Annotated in this window: 19 protein-coding genes; 16 read left to right on the top strand and 3 right to left on the bottom strand. The window is 72.1% G+C overall.

Going from position 1 to position 19,061, the window contains the following annotated elements:
* From ACTWQF_RS25990 to ACTWQF_RS25920, 15 genes are all read left to right on the top strand, one after another.
* Positions 1–3,039 carry a type I polyketide synthase gene (locus tag ACTWQF_RS25990; RefSeq protein WP_443282110.1) on the top strand — a complete coding sequence of 1,013 codons (3,039 nt, stop codon included), beginning with the start codon at positions 1–3 and terminating at the stop codon, positions 3,037–3,039.
* Positions 3,039–4,136: a 3-oxoacyl-ACP synthase III family protein gene (locus tag ACTWQF_RS25985; protein ID WP_443282109.1), complete on the top strand. Its 1,098-nt coding sequence runs from the start codon at positions 3,039–3,041 to the stop codon at positions 4,134–4,136. Before ACTWQF_RS25990 ends, ACTWQF_RS25985 begins: the two co-directional genes overlap by 1 nt.
* Complete coding sequence (locus tag ACTWQF_RS25980; protein ID WP_443282108.1) at positions 4,129–5,280, top strand: hypothetical protein; 1,152 nt, start codon at positions 4,129–4,131, stop codon at positions 5,278–5,280. Before ACTWQF_RS25985 ends, ACTWQF_RS25980 begins: the two co-directional genes overlap by 8 nt.
* Before the next feature lie 4 nt (positions 5,281–5,284).
* A complete protein-coding gene (locus tag ACTWQF_RS25975; protein WP_443282107.1) occupies positions 5,285–5,512 on the top strand; it encodes a phosphopantetheine-binding protein in 228 nt (75 codons plus the stop codon).
* Between the two features lie 114 nt (positions 5,513–5,626).
* A complete protein-coding gene (locus tag ACTWQF_RS25970; RefSeq protein ID WP_443282106.1) occupies positions 5,627–6,505 on the top strand; it encodes a 4'-phosphopantetheinyl transferase superfamily protein in 879 nt (292 codons plus the stop codon).
* Positions 6,495–7,823: an FAD-dependent monooxygenase gene (locus tag ACTWQF_RS25965; protein ID WP_443282105.1), complete on the top strand. Its 1,329-nt coding sequence runs from the start codon at positions 6,495–6,497 to the stop codon at positions 7,821–7,823. Before ACTWQF_RS25970 ends, ACTWQF_RS25965 begins: the two co-directional genes overlap by 11 nt.
* Positions 7,820–8,923: an alpha/beta hydrolase gene (locus ACTWQF_RS25960; protein ID WP_443282104.1), complete on the top strand. Its 1,104-nt coding sequence runs from the start codon at positions 7,820–7,822 to the stop codon at positions 8,921–8,923. The genes ACTWQF_RS25965 and ACTWQF_RS25960 overlap by 4 nt, the downstream gene beginning before the upstream one ends.
* The gene (locus tag ACTWQF_RS25955) at positions 8,920–9,288 is read left to right on the top strand and encodes a DUF4260 family protein (RefSeq protein WP_443282103.1); all 369 of its coding nucleotides are present in this window, start codon (positions 8,920–8,922) and stop codon (positions 9,286–9,288) included. Before ACTWQF_RS25960 ends, ACTWQF_RS25955 begins: the two co-directional genes overlap by 4 nt.
* Before the next feature lie 138 nt (positions 9,289–9,426).
* The gene (locus ACTWQF_RS25950; RefSeq protein ID WP_443282102.1) at positions 9,427–9,636 is read left to right on the top strand and encodes a hypothetical protein; all 210 of its coding nucleotides are present in this window, start codon (positions 9,427–9,429) and stop codon (positions 9,634–9,636) included.
* Positions 9,637–9,641: 5 nt separating this feature from the next.
* Positions 9,642–10,175: a DUF6879 family protein gene (locus ACTWQF_RS25945; RefSeq protein ID WP_443282101.1), complete on the top strand. Its 534-nt coding sequence runs from the start codon at positions 9,642–9,644 to the stop codon at positions 10,173–10,175.
* Positions 10,172–11,014: a helix-turn-helix domain-containing protein gene (locus tag ACTWQF_RS25940; protein ID WP_443282100.1), complete on the top strand. Its 843-nt coding sequence runs from the start codon at positions 10,172–10,174 to the stop codon at positions 11,012–11,014. Before ACTWQF_RS25945 ends, ACTWQF_RS25940 begins: the two co-directional genes overlap by 4 nt.
* Positions 11,015–11,284: 270 nt before the next feature.
* Positions 11,285–11,581, top strand: coding sequence for a hypothetical protein (locus ACTWQF_RS25935; protein WP_443282099.1), 297 nt, complete (start codon positions 11,285–11,287; stop codon positions 11,579–11,581).
* Between the two features lie 205 nt (positions 11,582–11,786).
* Positions 11,787–12,011, top strand: coding sequence for a hypothetical protein (locus ACTWQF_RS25930; protein ID WP_443282098.1), 225 nt, complete (start codon positions 11,787–11,789; stop codon positions 12,009–12,011).
* Complete coding sequence (locus tag ACTWQF_RS25925; RefSeq protein WP_443282097.1) at positions 12,004–12,411, top strand: hypothetical protein; 408 nt, start codon at positions 12,004–12,006, stop codon at positions 12,409–12,411. The genes ACTWQF_RS25930 and ACTWQF_RS25925 overlap by 8 nt, the downstream gene beginning before the upstream one ends.
* Before the next feature lie 477 nt (positions 12,412–12,888).
* Positions 12,889–13,236, top strand: a complete 348-nt coding sequence (locus ACTWQF_RS25920; protein ID WP_443282096.1) for a hypothetical protein — start codon at positions 12,889–12,891, stop codon at positions 13,234–13,236.
* 82 nt (positions 13,237–13,318) lie between these two features.
* On the opposite strand, the gene ACTWQF_RS25915 is transcribed toward ACTWQF_RS25920, so the two are convergent.
* Entirely contained in the window at positions 13,319–14,677 is a 1,359-nt protein-coding gene (locus ACTWQF_RS25915) for a cytochrome P450 (RefSeq protein WP_443282095.1), read from the bottom strand.
* Positions 14,678–14,819: 142 nt separating this feature from the next.
* Between ACTWQF_RS25915 and ACTWQF_RS25910 the strand changes: the two genes are divergently transcribed.
* Positions 14,820–15,425 carry a response regulator transcription factor gene (locus ACTWQF_RS25910; protein WP_443282094.1) on the top strand — a complete coding sequence of 202 codons (606 nt, stop codon included), beginning with the start codon at positions 14,820–14,822 and terminating at the stop codon, positions 15,423–15,425.
* A gap of 24 nt (positions 15,426–15,449) precedes the next feature.
* Here the strand turns inward: ACTWQF_RS25910 and ACTWQF_RS25905 are convergent, their stop codons facing one another.
* Both ACTWQF_RS25905 and ACTWQF_RS25900 read right to left on the bottom strand, forming a co-directional pair.
* Entirely contained in the window at positions 15,450–16,589 is a 1,140-nt protein-coding gene (locus tag ACTWQF_RS25905; RefSeq protein ID WP_443282093.1) for a sensor histidine kinase, read from the bottom strand.
* Positions 16,590–16,730: 141 nt separating this feature from the next.
* A complete protein-coding gene (locus ACTWQF_RS25900; RefSeq protein ID WP_443282173.1) occupies positions 16,731–19,022 on the bottom strand; it encodes a TOMM precursor leader peptide-binding protein in 2,292 nt (763 codons plus the stop codon).
* Positions 19,023–19,061 lie beyond the last annotated feature (39 nt).

The following is a 19,061-nucleotide window of genomic DNA, read 5'->3' as shown; positions in this document are numbered from 1 at the left end:
ATGCCGCGCCACGACTGGGCAGCCGGCCCGGCGGCACAGATGAGTTCGCGTGCCATCGCCGTCGTCGGGCTGGACTGCGCGTTTCCCGGGGCTCCGGACCCGGCCGCGTACTGGCGACTGCTGAACGGCACCGCGCACGCCGTCGGCAGCCCGCCGCCCTCCCGGTTCCGTGCCGGGGCCAAGGGTGCGTTCCTCGCCGCCGCCGACGCCTTCGACCCCGGATTCCTCGGCATCTCCACCGCCGAGGCGAGCGCCATGGACCCGCAGCAGCGGCTGCTGTTGCAGTGCGCATGGCGGGCCGTCGAGGACTGCGGGGTGCCGCCGCCCGAGCTGGCCGGCAGCCGCACCGGAACCTATGTCGGCGCGATGGCCGACGACTGGGCGCGGCTGGCGCTGGCCGACCCCGCGGGCATCACACCCCGCACCGGCACTGGCAGCGGGCGCTCGATGCTCGCCAACCGGCTCGCCTACCAGCTCGATCTGCGCGGTCCCAGCCTCACCGTGGACACCGCCTGTTCCTCGTCGCTGGTGGCCGTGCATCTGGCCTGCAACGCGCTGCTGACCGACGAGTGCGACCTGGCGCTGGCCTGCGGCGTCAACGTCGTCATCGGCACCGCGCTGGACCAGATCTACCAGCAGGCCGGGCTCGCCGCCGCCGACGGGCGCTGCAAGCCGTTCGCCGCCGAGGCCGACGGGATCGGCCGCGGCGAGGGCGTGGGCGTGGTGGCGCTGCGCAGGCTGGACGAGGCGGTACGGCACGGCGACCCGGTGTACGCCGTCATCCACGGCAGCGCCGTCAACCAGGACGGGCGCAGCAACGGCATCATGGCGCCGCACCGCGCTGCCCAGCGGGAGGTCGTCACCGCCGCGTGCGTACGCGCGGGCGCCGAGCCCGGCCAGATCCGCTACGTCGAGGCGCACGGCACCGGCACCGCGCTCGGCGATCTCATCGAAGTCCTCGCTCTCGACGACGCGCTGGGCGCCCGGCAGGGCCCGCGTGCGGTGCCGCTCGCGCTCGGCTCCGTCAAGGCCGCCATCGGCCACGCGGAGGGCGCCGCGGGTATGGCGGGCCTGCTCAAAGCCGTACTGGCGATGCACCACGGCACCGTGCCGCCCGGGCCCTGGGAGGGCACCGAGAACGGCCAACTCGCCCTCAGCAGACGGCAGATGGAGCTGGTGACCGAACCGCTGGAGCTGGCTGCCGAAGGGCCCGGCTGCCGTGTCGGCGTCTCCAGCTTCGGCATGGGCGGCACCAACGCCCACCTCGTACTGGGCCCCGCGCCGCACCCGCCGCCCGGCAACGAGCCGCATGCGTCGGCACCCGGCATCTTCACCCTCTCCGCCGACACCCCCGAAGCGCTGCGCGCCAACCTCCGCGTCCAGGCAGCGGCAGCCGAGGCCACCCCCTCCCGGGATCTGGCGGCACTGTGCCGTACGAGCAACCGGGTGCGGTCAGCGCAGCCGTGCCGGTTCGCCACGGTGGCCGGCACCCCGGAGGAGCTGGCCGAAGAGCTGCGGACCGCGGCCGGGTCGATGCCCGAGCCGGTCGCAGCAGCCGAAGAGCCCATGGTGGCCTTCGCGTTCACCGGTCAGGGCGCGCAGTACCCCGGGATGACGGCCGCGCTGTACGCGGGCTCGCCGCTCTACCGCGGCTTCCTCCAGGACGCGTCGGCCGCGCTGCGCCCCTGGACCGGCGAGCCGGTGCACGAGCTGATCCTCGCGGGCAGCGAGCGCGTGCACCGTACAGGGCTGACCCAGCCCGCGCTGTTCGCCGTCGAGTACGCGCTGGCCAGGACCCTGACGGAGCTGGGGCTGCGGCCGTGCGCGGTGATCGGGCACAGCATCGGCGAGTTCGCCGCCGCGGTGATCGCCGGCGGGCTGGAACTGGCCGACGCCGCCCGGCTGGTGGCGCGGCGGGGCGCGCTGATGGAGGCGTTGCCCGAGGGCGGCGGCATGCTCGCCACCCGGGCCCGCGCCCGGGAGGCGCGGGCACTGGCCGTGGACGAGCCGCTGTGCGCGGTCGCCGCCGTCAACGCACCCGGCGCCACCGTGCTCTCCGGCGACCTGGCGGGGCTGGCCCGGATCCGGGAACGGCTGGAGCGGGGCGGCTTCGGCTGCACCCCGCTGACGGTCTCGCACGCCTTCCACTCGCCGCTGATGGAGCCGATGCTGGACGCCTTCGCCGAAGCGGCGGACGGCGTGCCCGGGGCGCCGCCGCGGATTCCGTTCCACTCGACGGTGCTCGGCGCGCAGCTGCCCGAGGGGGCCGCGCTGGACGCCGCGTACTGGACGGAGCAGATCCCGGCGACCGTGCGGTTCGAGGAGGCCGTCGGCTCGCTGTGTGCCGAACCGCCCACCCACATCGTGGAGATCGGCCCCAAGCCGGTGCTGACCGGGCTGCTGCGCCGCATCACGGCAGCGCGCGGCATCCCCGCGCTGGCCCCCTGCCGGAACGCCGACTCCGGCCCCCGGCAGCTCGCCGAGGTGGTGGCCCGCCTGTACCAGGACGGGCTCGACCCCGAGTGGGAGCGGCTGTACGCCGAAGCCGACCGGCGCACCGTACGGATGGAGCCCCACGTCTTCGCCACCCACTGGCGCTCCTGGCGGCAGCCGCCGACGATGCCGTACGAGACACCGGCCGCGCCCAGCAACGGGAACGGCGCCGCGCACAGCAACGGCAGCAACGGAAACGGACATCGGAGCAGCGGGAACGGCAACGGCTCCGGCCCGCACCACACCCTCCCGCAGCTCGGCGATCCGGCGGCGGCCCCACCGGACAACACCGCCCACATCCAGGCTGAAATCCGCACTGTGGTGGCCGAGATCATCGGCGGGGCACCCAGCGAGCTGGACGAGGACTTGCGCTTCTACGACGACCTGGGCTTCGACTCCGTGATGCTGATGGAGCTCAAGTACCGGCTGGAAGTCCGCTTTCCCGAGCTGGGCGAGCTGTCGCTGCCCGAGATGCTCTCCAGCCTGGTGAGCATCGGCTCCCTCGCCGCCTATGTACGCGGCCTGCTGGCACCGGCGGCCGTGTGATGGCCCGCGCCCGCGCGGCGGACACCCCCTCCGTGCATCTGCTGGGCACCGGGACCGCGCTGCCGGGAGAGCCGGTCGGCAACGACCGGCTCTCCCGGCGTCTCGGTATCCCCTCCGCGTGGGTGGAGACCTTCATCGGCACCAGGACCCGGCACTTCACCGTGGACCTGGACAGCGGCCGGGTCCGCTGGTCCCTGGAGGACCTGTGCACCGACGCGGCGGACCGTGCGCTGGCCGACGCGGGCACCGAACCGTCCGAGATCGGCTTCATCGTGCTGGCGACGGCCACCCCGGACGCGCTGATGCCCACCACCGCCGCACTGCTGGCCGACCGGCTCGGCATCGGGGGCGCCGCCGCCTACCAGCTCCAGTCCGGCTGCAGCGGCGCCGTTCAGGCGTTCGCCGTGGCCCGCGCCCTGCTGTCGGTCAGCCCGTCCGGGCTGGGCCTGGTCGTCGGCGGCGACGTGTGCAGCAAACACCTGGACCTGGGCCAGGACTTCCGCGACCTGCCGCCGGGCGCGCTGGTCAACTACGTACTGTTCGGCGACGGTGCGGGCGCCGCCGTCGTCAGCGGCACGCCGCGCCCCGGCACCCGAGCCGTGCTCACCCATCTCGAACACCGGCTGGCCGGGCCGGGACTGCCGCCGGGCCAGCGCGTCGAGTGGTTCGGCGCGGCCGATCTGCGGGCCGGCGGTGTGCGGCGCCCGGCGGTGACGGAGGACTACAAGGCGGTGGAGCACCGGGTGCCGGAGCTGGCCCGGGAGCTGCGCGACACGCTGCTCACCGTCTCGGGCTGGCGCCGCGAGTCTGTCGACTACCTCCTCCCGCCACAGCTCAGTGGCCGGATGACCGAGCAGATCACGAGCGAGCTGGGCCGTGGATTCGAGTGGGAGCCGGTCTCCTGTGTCGCGGAGACCGGCAACAACGGCAACGCGCTGGTCTTCCTGCAGCTCGACCGCCTGCTGCCCCGTCTCACCCGGGCGCAGCGCGCCTTGGTGCTGGCTGTCGAGTCCAGCAAATGGATCCGTGCGGGCTTCACCGTGGAGGCGCCGGAAGGGGCACCGCCGGCAGTACCCCAGGAGGCACCCGATGCGTGAGAGGGACTGCGTGCCGACCGGGTACGCCCACCACCCGGACACCCCCACCGTGCGCGTCGCCGTCACCGGACGGGGCACCGTTGGCGAGCTGGTGCCCGCACTGACCGGACAGCTGGCGCGGCACGGCATCCTGGCCCGCACCCGGGTGTGCGGCAGCGGCGAGCGGTTCGCGGGCCTCGCCGATCCGCGCTCCCCGCTCTACGCCCACGCCCCCGATGTCACCCTGTGTGTGCTCGACCCGCTCACCGTCTGGGACAAGGTCCCGACGCCATGGCAGCCGATCGAGGTGAGCGTCGCGGCCGAGCGGCAGCGCAAGGTGCTCGGCGAACTCGCCGAGGCGCACGCCGCCCACGCGCCTGCCGGGGCGACGCTCGTGCTGAACACTGTGCCGCTGCTGCACCGCTTCACCCACCAGCTCACCTCGCTCACCCAGCGCGCCGAACTGGGCGGGCTGTGGCGGCAGTTCAACGCCGACCTGCTGTACATGGCCGACCCGTCCGCCGGGGTCGCCGTGCTCGACCTGGAGCCGGTCACCAGCGCGGGCGTCCGCGCTGACGAGCCGCGCACGGGCGCCTACGCCGACGCGCACTGCACCACCGAGCTGCTGGCCGGTTACGCGCGGGAGGCCGCGCACCTGATCCGCGGGCTGCGCGGCGCCGCCAAGAAGTGCCTGGTGCTCGATCTGGACCGCACCCGCACTCTGCGCGGCGCGGCCTTCGCCGCCTTCCAGCGCACCATCAAACAGCTCGCCTCCCAGGGCGTCCTGCTCGCCGTGTGCAGCAGGAACGACCCCGAGGCCGTCGCCCGCGCCCTCGCCACACACCCCGAATCGCCGTTGGAAGCCGACGATTTCGCCACCGTCCTCGCGGACTGGGGCTCCAAGGCCGAGGGCGTGCGCACCGTAGCGGCGCGGCTGGGCCTCGCCCCGGAGGCCGTCGTCTTCGCCGACGACACGCCTTTCGAGCGGGAGAGCGTCCGCGCTGAAGTGCCCCGTGCCGTCGTGGTCCCGCTGGGCGGCGAGCCTGCGCTGCACGTCGAACGTCTGCTCGCGGACGGCTGGTTCGACACTCCGGTCCTCCCCGACGAGGAGCGGAGAGCCCCAGCCGGACGCTGGGCACATCCGGTAGGAGGGGGGAGGTGGTGACGGCATGCGCACCGTCGAAGAACTGATCGAACTCGCCAATACGCACCTCGGAACGGCGCTCGCAGCCACCGATGCCGGGGCGGAGCTGACCGAGCTGGCCGAGTGGGACTCCGTACACCTGTTGCGGCTGGTCGCGCTGCTGGAGCAGGAACTGGGCCGGCCGGTACCGGTGGACGCCGTACTCCAGGCACGCAGCCTGCGCGACATCTGGGCCGTGGCGGTGAGCACATGACCGCGCGCGCCCCGGCCGCCCGGCAGGCACTGCCGGGCACGCCCGCGGTGGACTCGCCGGGTCACCGCGCGGCGGACGTACTCGACGGCGTGGGCACACGCCTGGAGGGCTGGCATGGCGATCACCTTGGGCCCCGCGACGGACGAGCGAACGGCAGAGACCCTCGCCCGGCCGGTGCGGGTGAGCGGACCGGAGGGACCCTGGGAGCGGGTCCGTGAGGCGGTCGAGCGCCACGGAAGCGTCGTCGTGCACGCGCGGTTGGCGCAGTGGCTGCCCGACGATCTGGACGCCCCGGGGCTGCGGCCGCTGCTGGGCCGGGACCACGCACGCTTCCGGAAGATGACCCACCCGCAGGTCCGGGCCCGTTTCGTGGCGTCCCGGCTGCTGCTCAAACATGTGGCGTGCGCGGTCATCGAGGCGGCACCGGAGGCCGTCGAACTGGCCTACAAGCCCGGCGGACGCCCTTATCTGCGCGGCCTCGACCAGATCGACATCAGCCTCAGCCACACCGAGGACCTGCTGCTCGTCGGCCTCACCCGGCGCGGCTGGATCGGCGTGGACGCGGAGGCCAAGGACCGGCCGATGCTGGGCCTGGGCACCGAGAACCAGGTCTGTACGCCGTACGAGCGCCGCACCCTGGCGCAGATCGCCGAGGAGCGGCGCAACGCCGCACTGGTACGGCTGTGGACGCTGAAGGAGGCGTACAGCAAGGCCATCGGGCAGGGCATGCGGTTCCGCTTCACCGAGTTCGGCTTCAGCCCGCAGGACCGCAACGTACAGGTGCTGCGGCCCGACGGTGCGCCGGGCACCGGCGAGGAGTGGGCGTTTCACACCTGTCTGATCGACCGGGCCTACACCGTCAGCGTCGCCCTCTTCGACGCGGGCTTCGGCGATACGAGCGACACGGCTGCGGCCACCATGCTGGACGCGGGGCTCATCGCGGCACTGGTGGACGGGACGGACGGAACGGGGGAGGGGAACCGTGCGGAGTGAGACACCCAGGTCGCCCGGATCGCCGGGGTCGCCCGGGGAGAAACACAGCGGGACCGCGACACTGAGCGCGGACGTGTGCGTGGTCGGCGGCGGACCCGGCGGCCGGGCCCTCGCGCTGGCGCTGACCCGGCTGGGCTGCGACGTCGTCCTGCTGGAGAAGCGCGACCCGGCCCGCGGCACGGGCCCCGCCTTCCGGGGCGAGTCCGTCTCGCCGGACGGCGTACGGCTGCTGGCCGCACTCGGCGCCTGGGAGCGGGTCCGTGAGGCGGCGCACCGGGTGGACCGGCTGGAGATCGAGGACGCGGGCCACCGCGTGCTCGACGTACGGTTCGCCGACTTCCCCTACCGCTACCGGCACCCGGTGGAGCTCGCCCAGCCCACCCTGCTGGCAGCCCTCGCGGAGCTGACCGGCCCGCAACCGGGCGCCTGCACCGTGCTGGAGCCCGCCACCGCGGTCGGCCTGCTGGTGGAGGGCCCCGCGGTGACAGGCGTACGGGCGAGCACTCCGGCCGGAACGGTGCGGGTCCACGCGGCACTGACTGTCGGTGCGGACGGCCGCTACAGCGCCGTACGCCGCCTGAGCGGGCTTGCCGAGCGGGCGCGGCAGATGCCGCTGGAGCGGGACGTGGTCTGGCTGAAGCTGCCCTTTCCCGTCGGCTGGGACCGGCGCGCCTACCGGGTCCGGATCGTCGGCAGCAGCCACGGCCTGTTCCTGCCCAGCACGGACGGCACGGTCCGGGTCGGCCTCAACATCCCCAAGGGCGGACTGCGGGCACTGCGCGCGGGCGGCCTCGACCAGCTGCGTGCCCGGCTCGCCCAACTGGCACCGCAGACCGACCAGTCGGTCCGCGCGGGTGTGCGCAGCTGGTCGGACACCGTGCTGCTGGACATCTTCACCACCGACGTGCCGCGCTGGTCGGCGCCCGGCGTCGTACTGATCGGCGACGCGGCGCACACCCTCTCGCCCGTCCTCGGCCAGGGCGTCAACCACGCGCTGGCCGACGCCGTGGAACTGGCCCCGCTGGTCGCCGAGGCACTCAGCCGCGACCGGCAGGCCCGCGGCCGGGCACTCGGCACGGCCCTGCACCTCTTCCAGCACCGACGGGAGCCGGACGTACGCCGCTCGCGCGCCCTCCAGCTGCGGCAGGAGCGGATGTTCACCCTCACCTCCCCCGCCGCGACCGCGCTTCGTCGCACCCTCTACCGCGCCCTGGACGCGAGCCCGGCACTGCGGCGCCGGGTGCTGGCCCCCGCCTACTTCCCGGGCCATGCCCTGCTGAGAGAGTCGGCCCGCGCGGAGGAGGCGACACCCGCATGAGCCTCACCGAAGCGCCGATGCTGTCCGAACTCCGCGCGCTCGCGCCCCTGCACGCCCGCGCACAAGGCATCCCCGCCGCCCGCTGCCACGCCCTGCTCTCCCGTATCCGTACGGCACACGGCGACGAGGCCGACTCCTGGCCCGTGGTCTGGAGCCGTGCCGGGGACGCGCTCGCCGCCCGTGGCCGCCACCTGGAGGCCGCCCGCCACTACGCGCTGGCCCGCTTCCCCTACGTGGACGGACCCGCGCGGGAGCGGGCGCAGCGGCTGTGCGTGCGGTCCTTCGACAGCTGGCGGTCCACCTACCCCGGCATCGGCCGCACGGAGCTCGAACTCCCCCCCGCAGCAGGCCGGTTCGCGGCGTGGACGGCCGGTCTGTCCCGGCACGCGCCCCGCCCGCTGATCCTGGTGTGCGGCGGCATCGTCTCCGTCAAGGAACAGTGGGCGCCGCTGCTCGCCCGCGCCGCCGCGCTGGGATGCGCCATCGCCGTCACGGAGCTGCCCGGCGTGGGCGAGAACACCCTGCCCTACGACGCCGCCGCGCCCGCCATGGTGAGCGCCCTCCTCGACCGGCTCGCGGACCGCGCCGATGTCCGCCGCACCCACGCCGTGGCCCTCAGCTTCGGCGGCCACCTCGCGCTGCGGGCCGCACTCACGGACCGCCGCCTGGTGGGCGTCTCCACGGTGGGCGCCCCCGTGCGGCACTTCTTCCGCGACCGCGACTGGCACCCCGGGCTCCCCGCGACAACGGTGCACACGCTGACGCGGCTCACCGGCCGTCCGCCCGCCGAGTTGGGCGAATGGGCACTGACGGCGGACGAGCTGGCCCGGCTGACAGATCTGCCCGTCACCTACGTCGCCGCGCTGCGGGACGACATCGTTCCGCTCAGCGACGCGGCAGCGCTGGCCCGGGACCCGGCAGCGCGGCGACGGTTCCTCCTGGTCGACGACGAACACGGCGCCCCCGCCAACCTCGGGCGGATCCGCCCCCTGCTGCTCGGCTCGGCCCTGCGCGGCCTGGGCGTCCACCCGGTACGCCGCACAGCACTTGACGCTGCCGCCGGACTGCTCGGGCCGCGCCGGGGGAGAGTGCGGACATGAACGGCTGGACCTGGCACACCCCTTGGGGGCGAGCCCTCAGCGGCGCGGTCGGCGTGACGGCCCTCTACGCGGGCGCCCGGCTGGGAGGCCCCCGCAATCGAGTCCTCTGGACCTGCGCGGTCCTGCCCGACATCGCCCTCCTCTACGGCGCCGCCTCGGCCCCCACCTTCGACCCCCTCCCGCCCTATGCGGTCCGCCCCTACAACGTCCTGCACTCGCCCGGCGTCCCCCTCGCCCTCTTCGGCGCCGCCCGCACGCTGGGCAGCCGGAGACTGACCGTCGCCGCGTGCGGCTGGCTCGCCCACATCGCCGTCGACCGCGCCTTCGGCTACGGCCCGCGAGCGCGTGACGGCTCGCGCCTTTAGCTTGCGCTGCGCCAGGATGCTCTCGACGCTGCGGCGGACGCCGTCCCCGAGTCACTTTGCCCGATCCCTGACGCAGCATGCTGAAGCGCCGCTACTGTGCGAAGCGGTCCGGTAACTCGACAACGATCGGAGAGCACCATGGCCCGACAGCTGCGCATGATCGGCACCACCTCGGACGACGGAAAATGCCCGACGGTCTATGAGGACACCGGCACAGGTGACATCGTGATCCAGGGCTACACGGTCACCGATCCCGAGGAACTGGCTCAGCTCAGTCATGTCCTTGACGGGGAGTCCGCCGTTGTGGTCCCACGAGAACTGCTGACCCGTTACGCGCCCAAGGAGTAGAGCACGTGCCGGACTTCATCGACGACTCGACGTTCGGCGACTACTTCGAGAAGTTCGAGCACGTCGCATGGCGGCTGGAGACCCGCCGCGGCTACGCGTCCGACCGGGAGGGCGAGCGGTACCAGCTCTTCCTCGCCGGCCGCCTGCCCCTGGACACAGCCCGCCCATGGTGCGCGAACGTGCAGCGGCAGACGGCACAAGGCAAGAGGTTCGAGCGAGTCCGCATCATTGACGACCCGCCCACAGAGGAACAGCTGTTCCTCTTCGCGGGCGCGGCGAGCAACAACGCGGCCGGGGAGGACATCCGGAACATGTGGCGCGCCGACGCCGAAAGAGTCGGCCTACCAGCAGAGGACTTCTGGCTGTTCGACTCACGCCTCGCGCTGCGCATGCACTTCGATGAGAAGGACGGGTACCTCGGCGCAGAGCTGGTCGAGGACCCGGCGCAGGTGTTGCGGTACTGCCAGGCCCGAGATGCTGCCTGGCACTTCGCTGTACGGCGCGAGGAGTTCCGGGCTCAGCTGCCCGACAGCGCGTGAGTACCGACTTCCAGCAGGCTCGACAGTCCCTCGGTGCGCGCCTCCGCGAGATGCGCACCGAGGCCGAGCTGACCACAAGGCAACTGGCGGAACGCTGCGGCTGGACGCACTCGAAGGTCTCCAAGCTGGAGAACGGCCGTCAGACTGCGACGAACATGGACTTGGAAACGTGGACACGGGAGACCGGGCGTCCCGAGACGCTCGCGGAATTGAAGTCCCGCCTGCGAGGGCTGGAGACCACCTACCGTTCGTGGCGTCGGCAGCTCGCCGCGGGGCACCGCGCGGTGCAGGAACTCAACGTTGTCCAGGAGCGGCAGGCGGAACGCATCCGCCTGTTCGAACCCGCCATCATCCCGGGTATCTTCCAGACCCCCGAGTACGCCCGCTGCGTCCTGACGGACGTGTCCGAACGGCACGGCACACCACGCGATATCGACGCCGGGGTGCGGGCACGCATGCGACGCCAAGACGTGCTGTACGAGCCCGGGCACAGCGTCGAGGCTGTCATCTGGGAAGCGGCGCTCTACGTTGCACGCTGTGGGCCCGCCGACATGGCCGCCCAACTGGACAGGCTCTCCGGCCTGATTGGCCTGGAGACCGTGCGGCTTGGAGTCATCCCCCTCGGCACGCGCCTGAAGCTGTCTCCTAAACACGGCTTCTGGATCATCGATGAGGGACTGATCGTCGCCGATACGTGGAACGCCGAGATGTGGCTCGACACGGCCGAAGACGTTGCGCTGTACGTCAAGGTGTGGGACTGCCTCACGAGCGCGGCCGTGTATGGCGCGGATGCTCGTCGGCTGATCGCACGGGCCCGCGCATCTCTCGACCTGTCGTGAGCACCAGCGCGAACCGCGCGAACCAGTACGAGAACCAACGAGAACCAAGCGGGACAAGCGAGAACCAGCGCTTCTACGTTGCTGCGCATGGTGACGAGTACCCCATGTACTGCTACTGCTCGCGGTGGCTCATGGTCACGCGGCGCATGCTGGCTGGCCGAGTCCACGCCCCGTCCCACGGCCGTCTTCACGGCCTGGTCCCGAGACGGCTTGGCCACTGTTCCTCTGCCCAAAGAGTGGACGGTCGTTGAGGCTGACCTGCTGGACAGCATGGACGCCATACCGGCCCTCTCCCGCGCGGGCAAGCTCGGCCCTGTCCTCGTCCACCCGGAGAGCCGCCGGGCTTGGTGGCTCCTTCCGCCGGACGCAGCCGACCACTTGGACGCCCTCCGCCGCCTCACGGTGTGGGGCAGCGGCCAGACCCTGCTGTGTCCAGCACCCGGGGACTACGGGCATGGCCGCGGCTGGCTGGAGAGCCCGGACGGTACGGGCCGACTGACCGACCCTGTCGCGCTCGGCGCTGCGTTCAGCGGGCGTATGCGCCTACCCGTGGCGGCATTCGTATGAGCGCCGCACCGACGACACCAGTCAGTGACCCGGCAGTCCGCGCGGTCCTCGATGCGGCCTTGGCCGAACGTGTGGCGTGCCGACGCTGCGGCGTGCTGCCGACCGTCGTGATCGGCACCGAGCCCACACCAAGCGGTGATCAGCCCGACTGGATCACCGTGCAGGGCACCTGCTCCTGCCCACCCGCAGAGAAGGAGAGGACCACATGACGGCCGGATACTGCGCGTGGCACCAAGGCATGGCCGACGACGTCGCGCTCATCATCATCCACGAGCAGGGCTCGGGAGCAGGAGGTGGGGAGTACGCCTGCTTGCCGTGCGCGCGAGCGCTGGCCCATCAGTGGACGACTTCCCCCGGTGCCAAACAGGCGATCGCGGCGCTGGCGAAGCGAGTCGCCGCGGCCGAGGCCCGGGAGGCCGGTCGTGTCTGACACCCGCCACCTGACGCTCCGCCGGTTCATGACCGAGCACCTGCGGACGCGCGGTCCCGAGGAGGCCATGGAGTCGGAGTTCCTACAGACCTTCTGGGAGAACTCCAGCGTGGGGCAGCGCGCTCTGGTCCTCACGCATCTCGCCCGCCGGGCCGCGTACCTGGAACTGGCGCATCCAACCGGGCCCGTGGCCGGGCAGTTCGCCGTCGAGTTGCAACGGTCTGCTCGTGAAGCCCCGGCCGACTTGTGCGTTGCGCCGGACGGGCTGCCCGCGGACCCGATGGTCCAGTTGGAGACCGGGCTGCTGCTCTCGGACGCCATCCTCACAGCCTTGGAGTCGTCGGCCGACGGTGGCCCGCTGTCCGAGCGAGGGCGGTGGCGACTTGACCGTCCGCTGTGAAGGCTGCGGCACCGGGCACGACGTCGAAGTCGTCCGCTGTCCATCCAACACCGGCCCGGACCGCGACGTGCCGACGTGCCGGAGCTGCAGGAAGCGACCCGCCAACCTGCCGCCCGTCATCGACGAGATCATCCGCCAGGCGCAGAAGCGACAAGGCGCCCCCTCATGACTCCCACCCCTGGCCGGAGCGATAACCGCGCCCCCAGGCGGGCCGCCGCGCACGGCTTCCACTCCAACGCGTGACGGCCACGGCCCCGGAGGCGGGTCCCCGAGAAATTCAGCAGAAGGAGGAGCAGCATGCATGCGCTGATCCAGGCCGCCGCCGATCCCGAGGACGACGAGCCTACCGACCCCGCCGGTGAACCGGACTGCGGCAGCGGCCAAGGCTGTGGCGGCGGTGACCGGTAATAACTCCACACGCGCGGCGCCCCGTTCGCGGAGTGGGGCGCCGCGCCCGCCAGGAAGGAACGCCGGACGGTGCACTGGCACGCGTATGCCTATACCGGGGGACAGTGGCCCAAGGACAGCGAGGCCCGGAACCTCCAGGCAGCCGTACCCCCGAACACGATCGGCCACTGGTTCCGCAAGCCCCAGTCCATGCGGGTCGGCACCTTCACCGACCCTGGCCAGACCTACGCATGGCTGGAGACGGAGGTACGCGCCACGCCGCCCCGCGATGTCGAGGGGAAGCTGGCCTATCTGCGGGGCTGTGTCTACCGGGACGCCGACGCGTACGCGGGCTACTACGCGCACGGGCAGTTGGTGGTGCGTTGTGCGCTGGCGTGCCCACGAGACGGCGAGCGCTGCCCCGACCCGCCCCAATGACCGCCCCCTACAGTGCGGAATCAGCCTTCGACCCCGACGCCGAGCCCGTCTTCCGCTCTGGACCCAGTACGCCGACCACGACTCACCCCCACACCACCGGCAGCTCCACAAGCCGGTTGACCAGCAACCCCGTGTGCATGGTGACGCTCTCAGCAGGGGCAGCCAGCCGCATGGTGCGGAAGCGGGTGGCCAGCACGCGGAGGGCGATGGCGAGCTCCGCGCGGGCCAAGGGGGCGCCCAGGCAGTAGTGGGGGCCATGGCCGAAGGCCAGATGCGGTGGCTGGGCGGCGTCAGCGGCACGGCCCGGAACAAAGCGGTCCGCGTCCGGGAAGCGGGCACCGTCGCGGTTCGCCGAACAGATGGAGGCGATCACCGCGCTGTTGGGGGGCAGCACCCGCCCCGCGATCTCGACCGGCTCCGTGGTGACCCGCAGCGGCCCACCGTCCCCGATCGGGTTGATCCGCAACAGCTCCTCGACCAGGGCGGCCAGCTCTTCCTCCCCGTCCGGCACCAGGGTCAGCCGGCCGGGGTGCCGCAGCAAGGTGAAGACGGAGGTGCCCAGTACACCGACCGTGGTCTCGTGCCCCGCGATGAGCAACGTCATGGCGAGGGTGAGCAGTTCGTGCTCGCTCAGCCCGCCCTTCGCGCCGCCGCCCTCTTCGTCCCGTACCGCGACCAGCGCACTCAGCAGGTCCTCGCCCGGCGCACGCCGCTTGTCGGCCGCCAAGTCCCGCAAATAGCCCAGCAGCGCCTGTTTGTGCTGCAGCATCTCCTCGGGCGTGTGCGCCGTCAGCGACAGCACCGCGTCGGACCAGGTGCGGAAGCGTTCCCGGTCCGCGTAGGGGACGCCGAGCAGTTCGCAGATGACGGCCACCGGGAAGGGAAAGGCGAAGGCCGCGTTCAGGTCGGTGGGGCTGCCGGAAGCGATCATTGCATCGGCCAATTCCTCGGCCAGCTCGGCGATACGGGGCCGCATGCGCTCCACCCGGCGCGGGGTGAAGGCCCGGGCGACCAGGCCGCGCAGCCGGGTGTGCTCGGGCGGGTCCATGGTGAACAGGCCGCCCGCGTCGAACGGGACGGCCGTCAGCTTCGGTGCCCCGGGCAGCACGGTGGCGGCGCGTGAGCAGCGCGGGTCCGCGAGCACGGCCCGTACGTCGTCGTAGCGGCTGACCAGGTGACCGGTGTCGCCGCTGGGCAGGGTGACCTCGGCGACCGGCTCCTCGGCGCGCAGTACGGCATAGGCGTCGGGCACCTCGGTCGCCGACCGCCGCGGCGGCGGGTAGCGGAGGGAGCCGGGACGGGAGTCGGCATGAGCGCCAGCACGGGCGCCGGTACTGGAGTCGGCATCAGCGCCGGCACTGGACTCGGCATCAGCGCCAGCACGGGCGCCGGCACGGGCGCCGGCGCGGACATTGGTACGGGCGGCGGAATCCTGGGCCATGCACGCACTGTTCAACTTTGGCCTCGATTCGTGGTCGAGCCGGTGTTGCCCGCGGCATCAGGCGGTATTCTCTCGTCCCTAACCGCCAGTCAGGGCGGCCGAGTCCGCGGGGGAACTCGACGATGATCTCAGTGGTGCTCCGATGATCTCAGTGGTGCTCGCCGAGGACATGCATATGGTCCGTGGCGCCCTGGTGGCGCTGCTCGACATCGAGACGGACATCGAGATCGTCGCCGAGGTCGACTCGGGCTGCGACATCCTCCCGACCGTCTTCGCGCACCGCCCCGACGTCGCCGTCATCGACATCGATCTGCCGGGCATGGACGGGCTGACCGCCGCCGCCGAGGTGCACGAGAAGCTGCCGTCCTGCCGCACCCTGATCCTCACCAGCCTGGGCCAGCCCGGCAATCTGCGCCGTGCGCTGGAGGCACACGTCTCCGGCTTCCTCCTCAAGGACGCCCCGCCCAGCAAACTGGCGGACGCCATCCGCCGCATCCAGGTGGGGGAGCGCGTCATAGACCCCGAACTCGCCCTGGACGCCTGGTCGGCGCGGGAGAACCCGCTCACGGCGCGCGAGACCGAGGTGCTGCGGCTGGCGGCCGAGGGCGCGGAGGCCGCCGATATCGCGGGGCAGCTGTTCCTCTCGGTGGGAACCGTACGCAACTATCTGACGACCATCGTCATCAAGCTGGGGGCCCGCAACCGGGTGGACGCCCTGCGGATCGCCCGCGAACAGGGCTGGCTGTAGGAAAATTTACGAATTGCGGAAGACCTACGAATCCTGCACCGCGGCCGGAATGCTGGCCTCCAGGTGGAAGCAGCCGTCCTCGTGCACATCAGCCCGCAGGGTGCCGCCGATCGCCGCCACCCGCGTGGCCAGGTTGCCGATACCGCTGCCCCCGTCGGAGTCCGGCTGCGGGGTGGTCGGGTCCAGCGGGTCGGGGCGCGGCTGCACCCCGTCGTTGACCAGCCGCAGCACAGCGTGGTCCGGGCCGCCGCGCACGGTGATCTGGCAGTGCCGGACCTTGCTGTGCCGCAGGATGTTGGTGACGCCCTCGCGCAGCACAGTGGCCAGCACCGTGCCGACCGTCTCCGAGATGTTCTCCAGCGTCGAGTCGACCTCCGCCTCGATCCCGGCCGCCTCGAACACCGAGACGGTCGAGGAGATCTCGACAGGCAGCGAGATGTTGCGATAGCTGCGTGCCACCGCCCGTACGTCGGACAGCGCCTGCCGGGAGATCTCCAGCACGTGGGTCACCTCCTCCTTGGCGCGCGGAGGGTCGGCGTCCACCAGCCGGTGCGCCAACTCGCTGCGCAGCGTGATCGCCGAGAGGCTGTAGCCGAGCAGGTCGTGCAGATCACGGGCGAAGCGCAGCCGCTCCTCCTCCACGGCCAGCCGGGCGATCTCCTGCTGGGCAGCGCGCAGTTGGATGACGATCTCGGACAGCTTGGTGAGCCCGTAGACGACGGCACAGGTCGTGAGCGCGGACACCCCGTTGTAGGCCACGCGCAGTGGCGGCCAGCCGGAGGCCGAGGTGACGAGTACGACGCTTGCCACGCACCCGGCTGTCCCCAGCCACGACCACGGCTTCGACAACGTGAGCAGCAGCGATCCCGCCAGCAGCCCGGGCAGCCCGATCCAGGCGGTCCCCAGCAGCAGCATCGGTGGGAACGTACAGAGAGTCTGCACCCCCAGCACCCAGTACTGGCGCGTGCGGCTCATCCGCATTCCGCGGGGCGTGGAGCGGACCACTTGGGCGCAGAACATCACTGCGATCGCCGGGCCACCGACGAGCACCTGCTTCAAGGAGGCGCCGATGGTGAGCAGATGCAGCAACGCGGCGCCCATGATCCCGGAGAGGGCCACGACGAAGACGGTCAGCACGATGCGGGGAGCCGTGTCGGCATCCACCCCGTAAACAGCCGGTCGCTGCCCCCCATGCGGTTGCTGATGTAAAGAGGTTTGCTCTCCCCCTGGCCTCACCTGGCGATCCCCCCTCGCCCTGACGAAGGTGTGCTCAGCATAGGCGAGGGGGTCCGGTGCCACCATCGGCTAGACGAAGACCGGGATGGGGTTAAGGCCGTTGTAGTCGACCGGCCGGTCGAGGCGGCCGAGTTCCACCGGCACATCGAAGAGCCTTCCGGGTGCGAATCGTGCCCAGAAGTGCCGCAGCCCCGGCACGATGACCTTCACGACCGGGATGCCCAGATCGGGCCGCGTCTGGTCGAGAACCAGCAGCTCCATTCCGTGCCGGCGCAGCAGCGCGACCGCGTCCGCCACGTCCTCGCGCAGATCGGCGCGCGGTGTGCAGGCGTAGTCGGCGGCACGCAGCACGGCAGCCTCCGGGTCCGGCGCCAGATAGGGCTGATCGGCGACCCTACGCCGGATGCACCAGTCGCGGAAGACCGGGTCCTCGAAGCTGAGTTCGGTTTCCAGTGCCGCGGGCAGCATCTGCGTCATCTCCGTCAACGCCCTGCGCAGCGCGAGCGCCGGGTCCAGATGGCAGCCGAAGCCGAAGACGATGTCCTCGCGGCCGCCCCGCCCGCCGCCCGTGCGGCCGGCGTACCGGGAGAGCGCGCACATCACCGGAACACCCAGGTCCGAGGTCAGGTCCAGGACCCAGAACTCGCGGCCGATCGCGGCGTACGAGGCGCGCATCCGGGGGATCCACTCCTCGTCGAAGGACTCCGGGTCGACCTGCGGCTGGCGGGTGCGGTTGTACCACCACAGTGCCACCGCGTCCCGCTCCACGAGTTCCAGGAAGCCCTGCAGGATGGCGTCCTCCAGGCTGCTGCCCGCCGCGTTGCCGTTGGAGTCCGCACGGGCGAAGACCGGCGCTCCGGTGTGCTGCGGGGTGGCGAAGTAGAGCATGGCGGTGGGCAGCAGCCGGTGCCGCCGCTCGGTCAGCGACCACACCGGGGTCCAGTCGATGACCGCCTTCTCGTCGAACGGGTCGCAGACGAACTGGAACGGCGAGTGCAGCGCGTTCCACTCCCGTCGGCGGGCGAACTGCCGCTCGTCGTAGAGCTGGCAGGCGTTGGGGTGTACCGCTGCCTCGCCCAGCTCCACGTACCGCGCCGGGACGCGGGCCTCGTCGCCCTGGAAGGTGCCCGAGTACCGCTCCAGTGCCTCGCACAGGGCCCCGACCTTCGCGTCCAGCTCTGTGACACCCTTGCCCGCGCTGTGGCTGCGCAGCGCCGAGCGCAGGTTGCGTATCCCGTTGCCCCGCAGCGCCGGGTTGCTCCCGGAGACGAACGCGTTGAGGTCGGCGGGGCAGCGCGGGTCGCGCTGCAGCAGCCGCACCACGCCGGTGACCTCGCCGACGAGGTGCTCGTACCGCTGCAGCATCTCGCGGCTCGTCATCGACCGGTGGCCACCGCCGGTGGCCACCTTGGGGCGGGAGACGAGCGTGACGGGCTGCCGTACCCGCGTCGCCACCAGCGTCGGATCACCGCAGGCCGGGCACTGCGGTCGGCGTTCGACCGGATGGTGCCGGCCCTCGCCGCGCAGGCTGTCCAGGGTCCAGACCGCCGACTGGCCCGCGTCCCGGAAGCCCCCCAGCCAGGTCGCGGCCTGGAGCGCCAGCAGGTGGAGCGCGCAGGCCCGGCTCGCGGGGATGTGCGCACGCGGCGGCGTCACCGGCGCCGAGAGGCCGAGTGCCCGGCCCACATAGCTGTGCGCGGTCCTGTGGTGTCTGAGGCGGTGGGCGAGACAGTGCCAGCAGGCGCCCGCTTCCGGCTGGAAGAACGGCCCGATCCACGGCTGGACGCCGTACGGCTTCGCCAGCAGCCAGGGCCGGCCGGCCCGCCGCTGCGCGGTGTCGATGTCGGCCAGAACCGGTGAGAGGTAGTCCTCGCACAGCACCACGGTGAGGGTGTGCTCCGCGGACTCGTCCGACTCGGCCAGCCCCAGCCCGGCCGCCCGGAACGCGTCCCGGGCGGCGCGGTGGCCCTCAGCTCCGTCGACGGAGAGCAGCCTGACGCGCCCCGCGGACAGTTCGGCGTCGGCCCGCACCCCGTTGAGCCCGGCGGACTCCCAGAACGCCGAGGTGGCATCGGACTGGACGGCGGCAGGGCCGGACGCCGGGGCGAAGCTGGCGACCAGGTTGGCCTCCGTCAACTGGCCCAGCAGACTGCCGAGTTGGCCGGGCGAGAGTACTCCGCGGGTCTCGCGGGCCAGTTCGGCCAGGTCCCGGCTGCCGTCGAGCAGCGGTGCCAGGGTGGCCATCGCGGCGCCCTCGACGGCCGTGACTCCCTGCTCGGAGATGAGATACGTGGCATCGCCGGGCACGACGGCCGGCCGCAGATTCTTACGGAACCCCAGCCGGGGCAGCGCGGTTTCCATCTCCATTCTGTTTTCCCCCGTTCCTTTCGCCGCTCTGCG

The sequence above is a fragment of the Streptomyces sp. 8N114 genome (genome assembly GCF_052245835.1).
Lineage (GTDB): Bacteria > Actinomycetota > Actinomycetes > Streptomycetales > Streptomycetaceae > Streptomyces.
The sequence above is the reverse complement of the archived record's forward strand: the minus strand, read 5'-3'. Positions and strand labels throughout refer to the sequence as shown.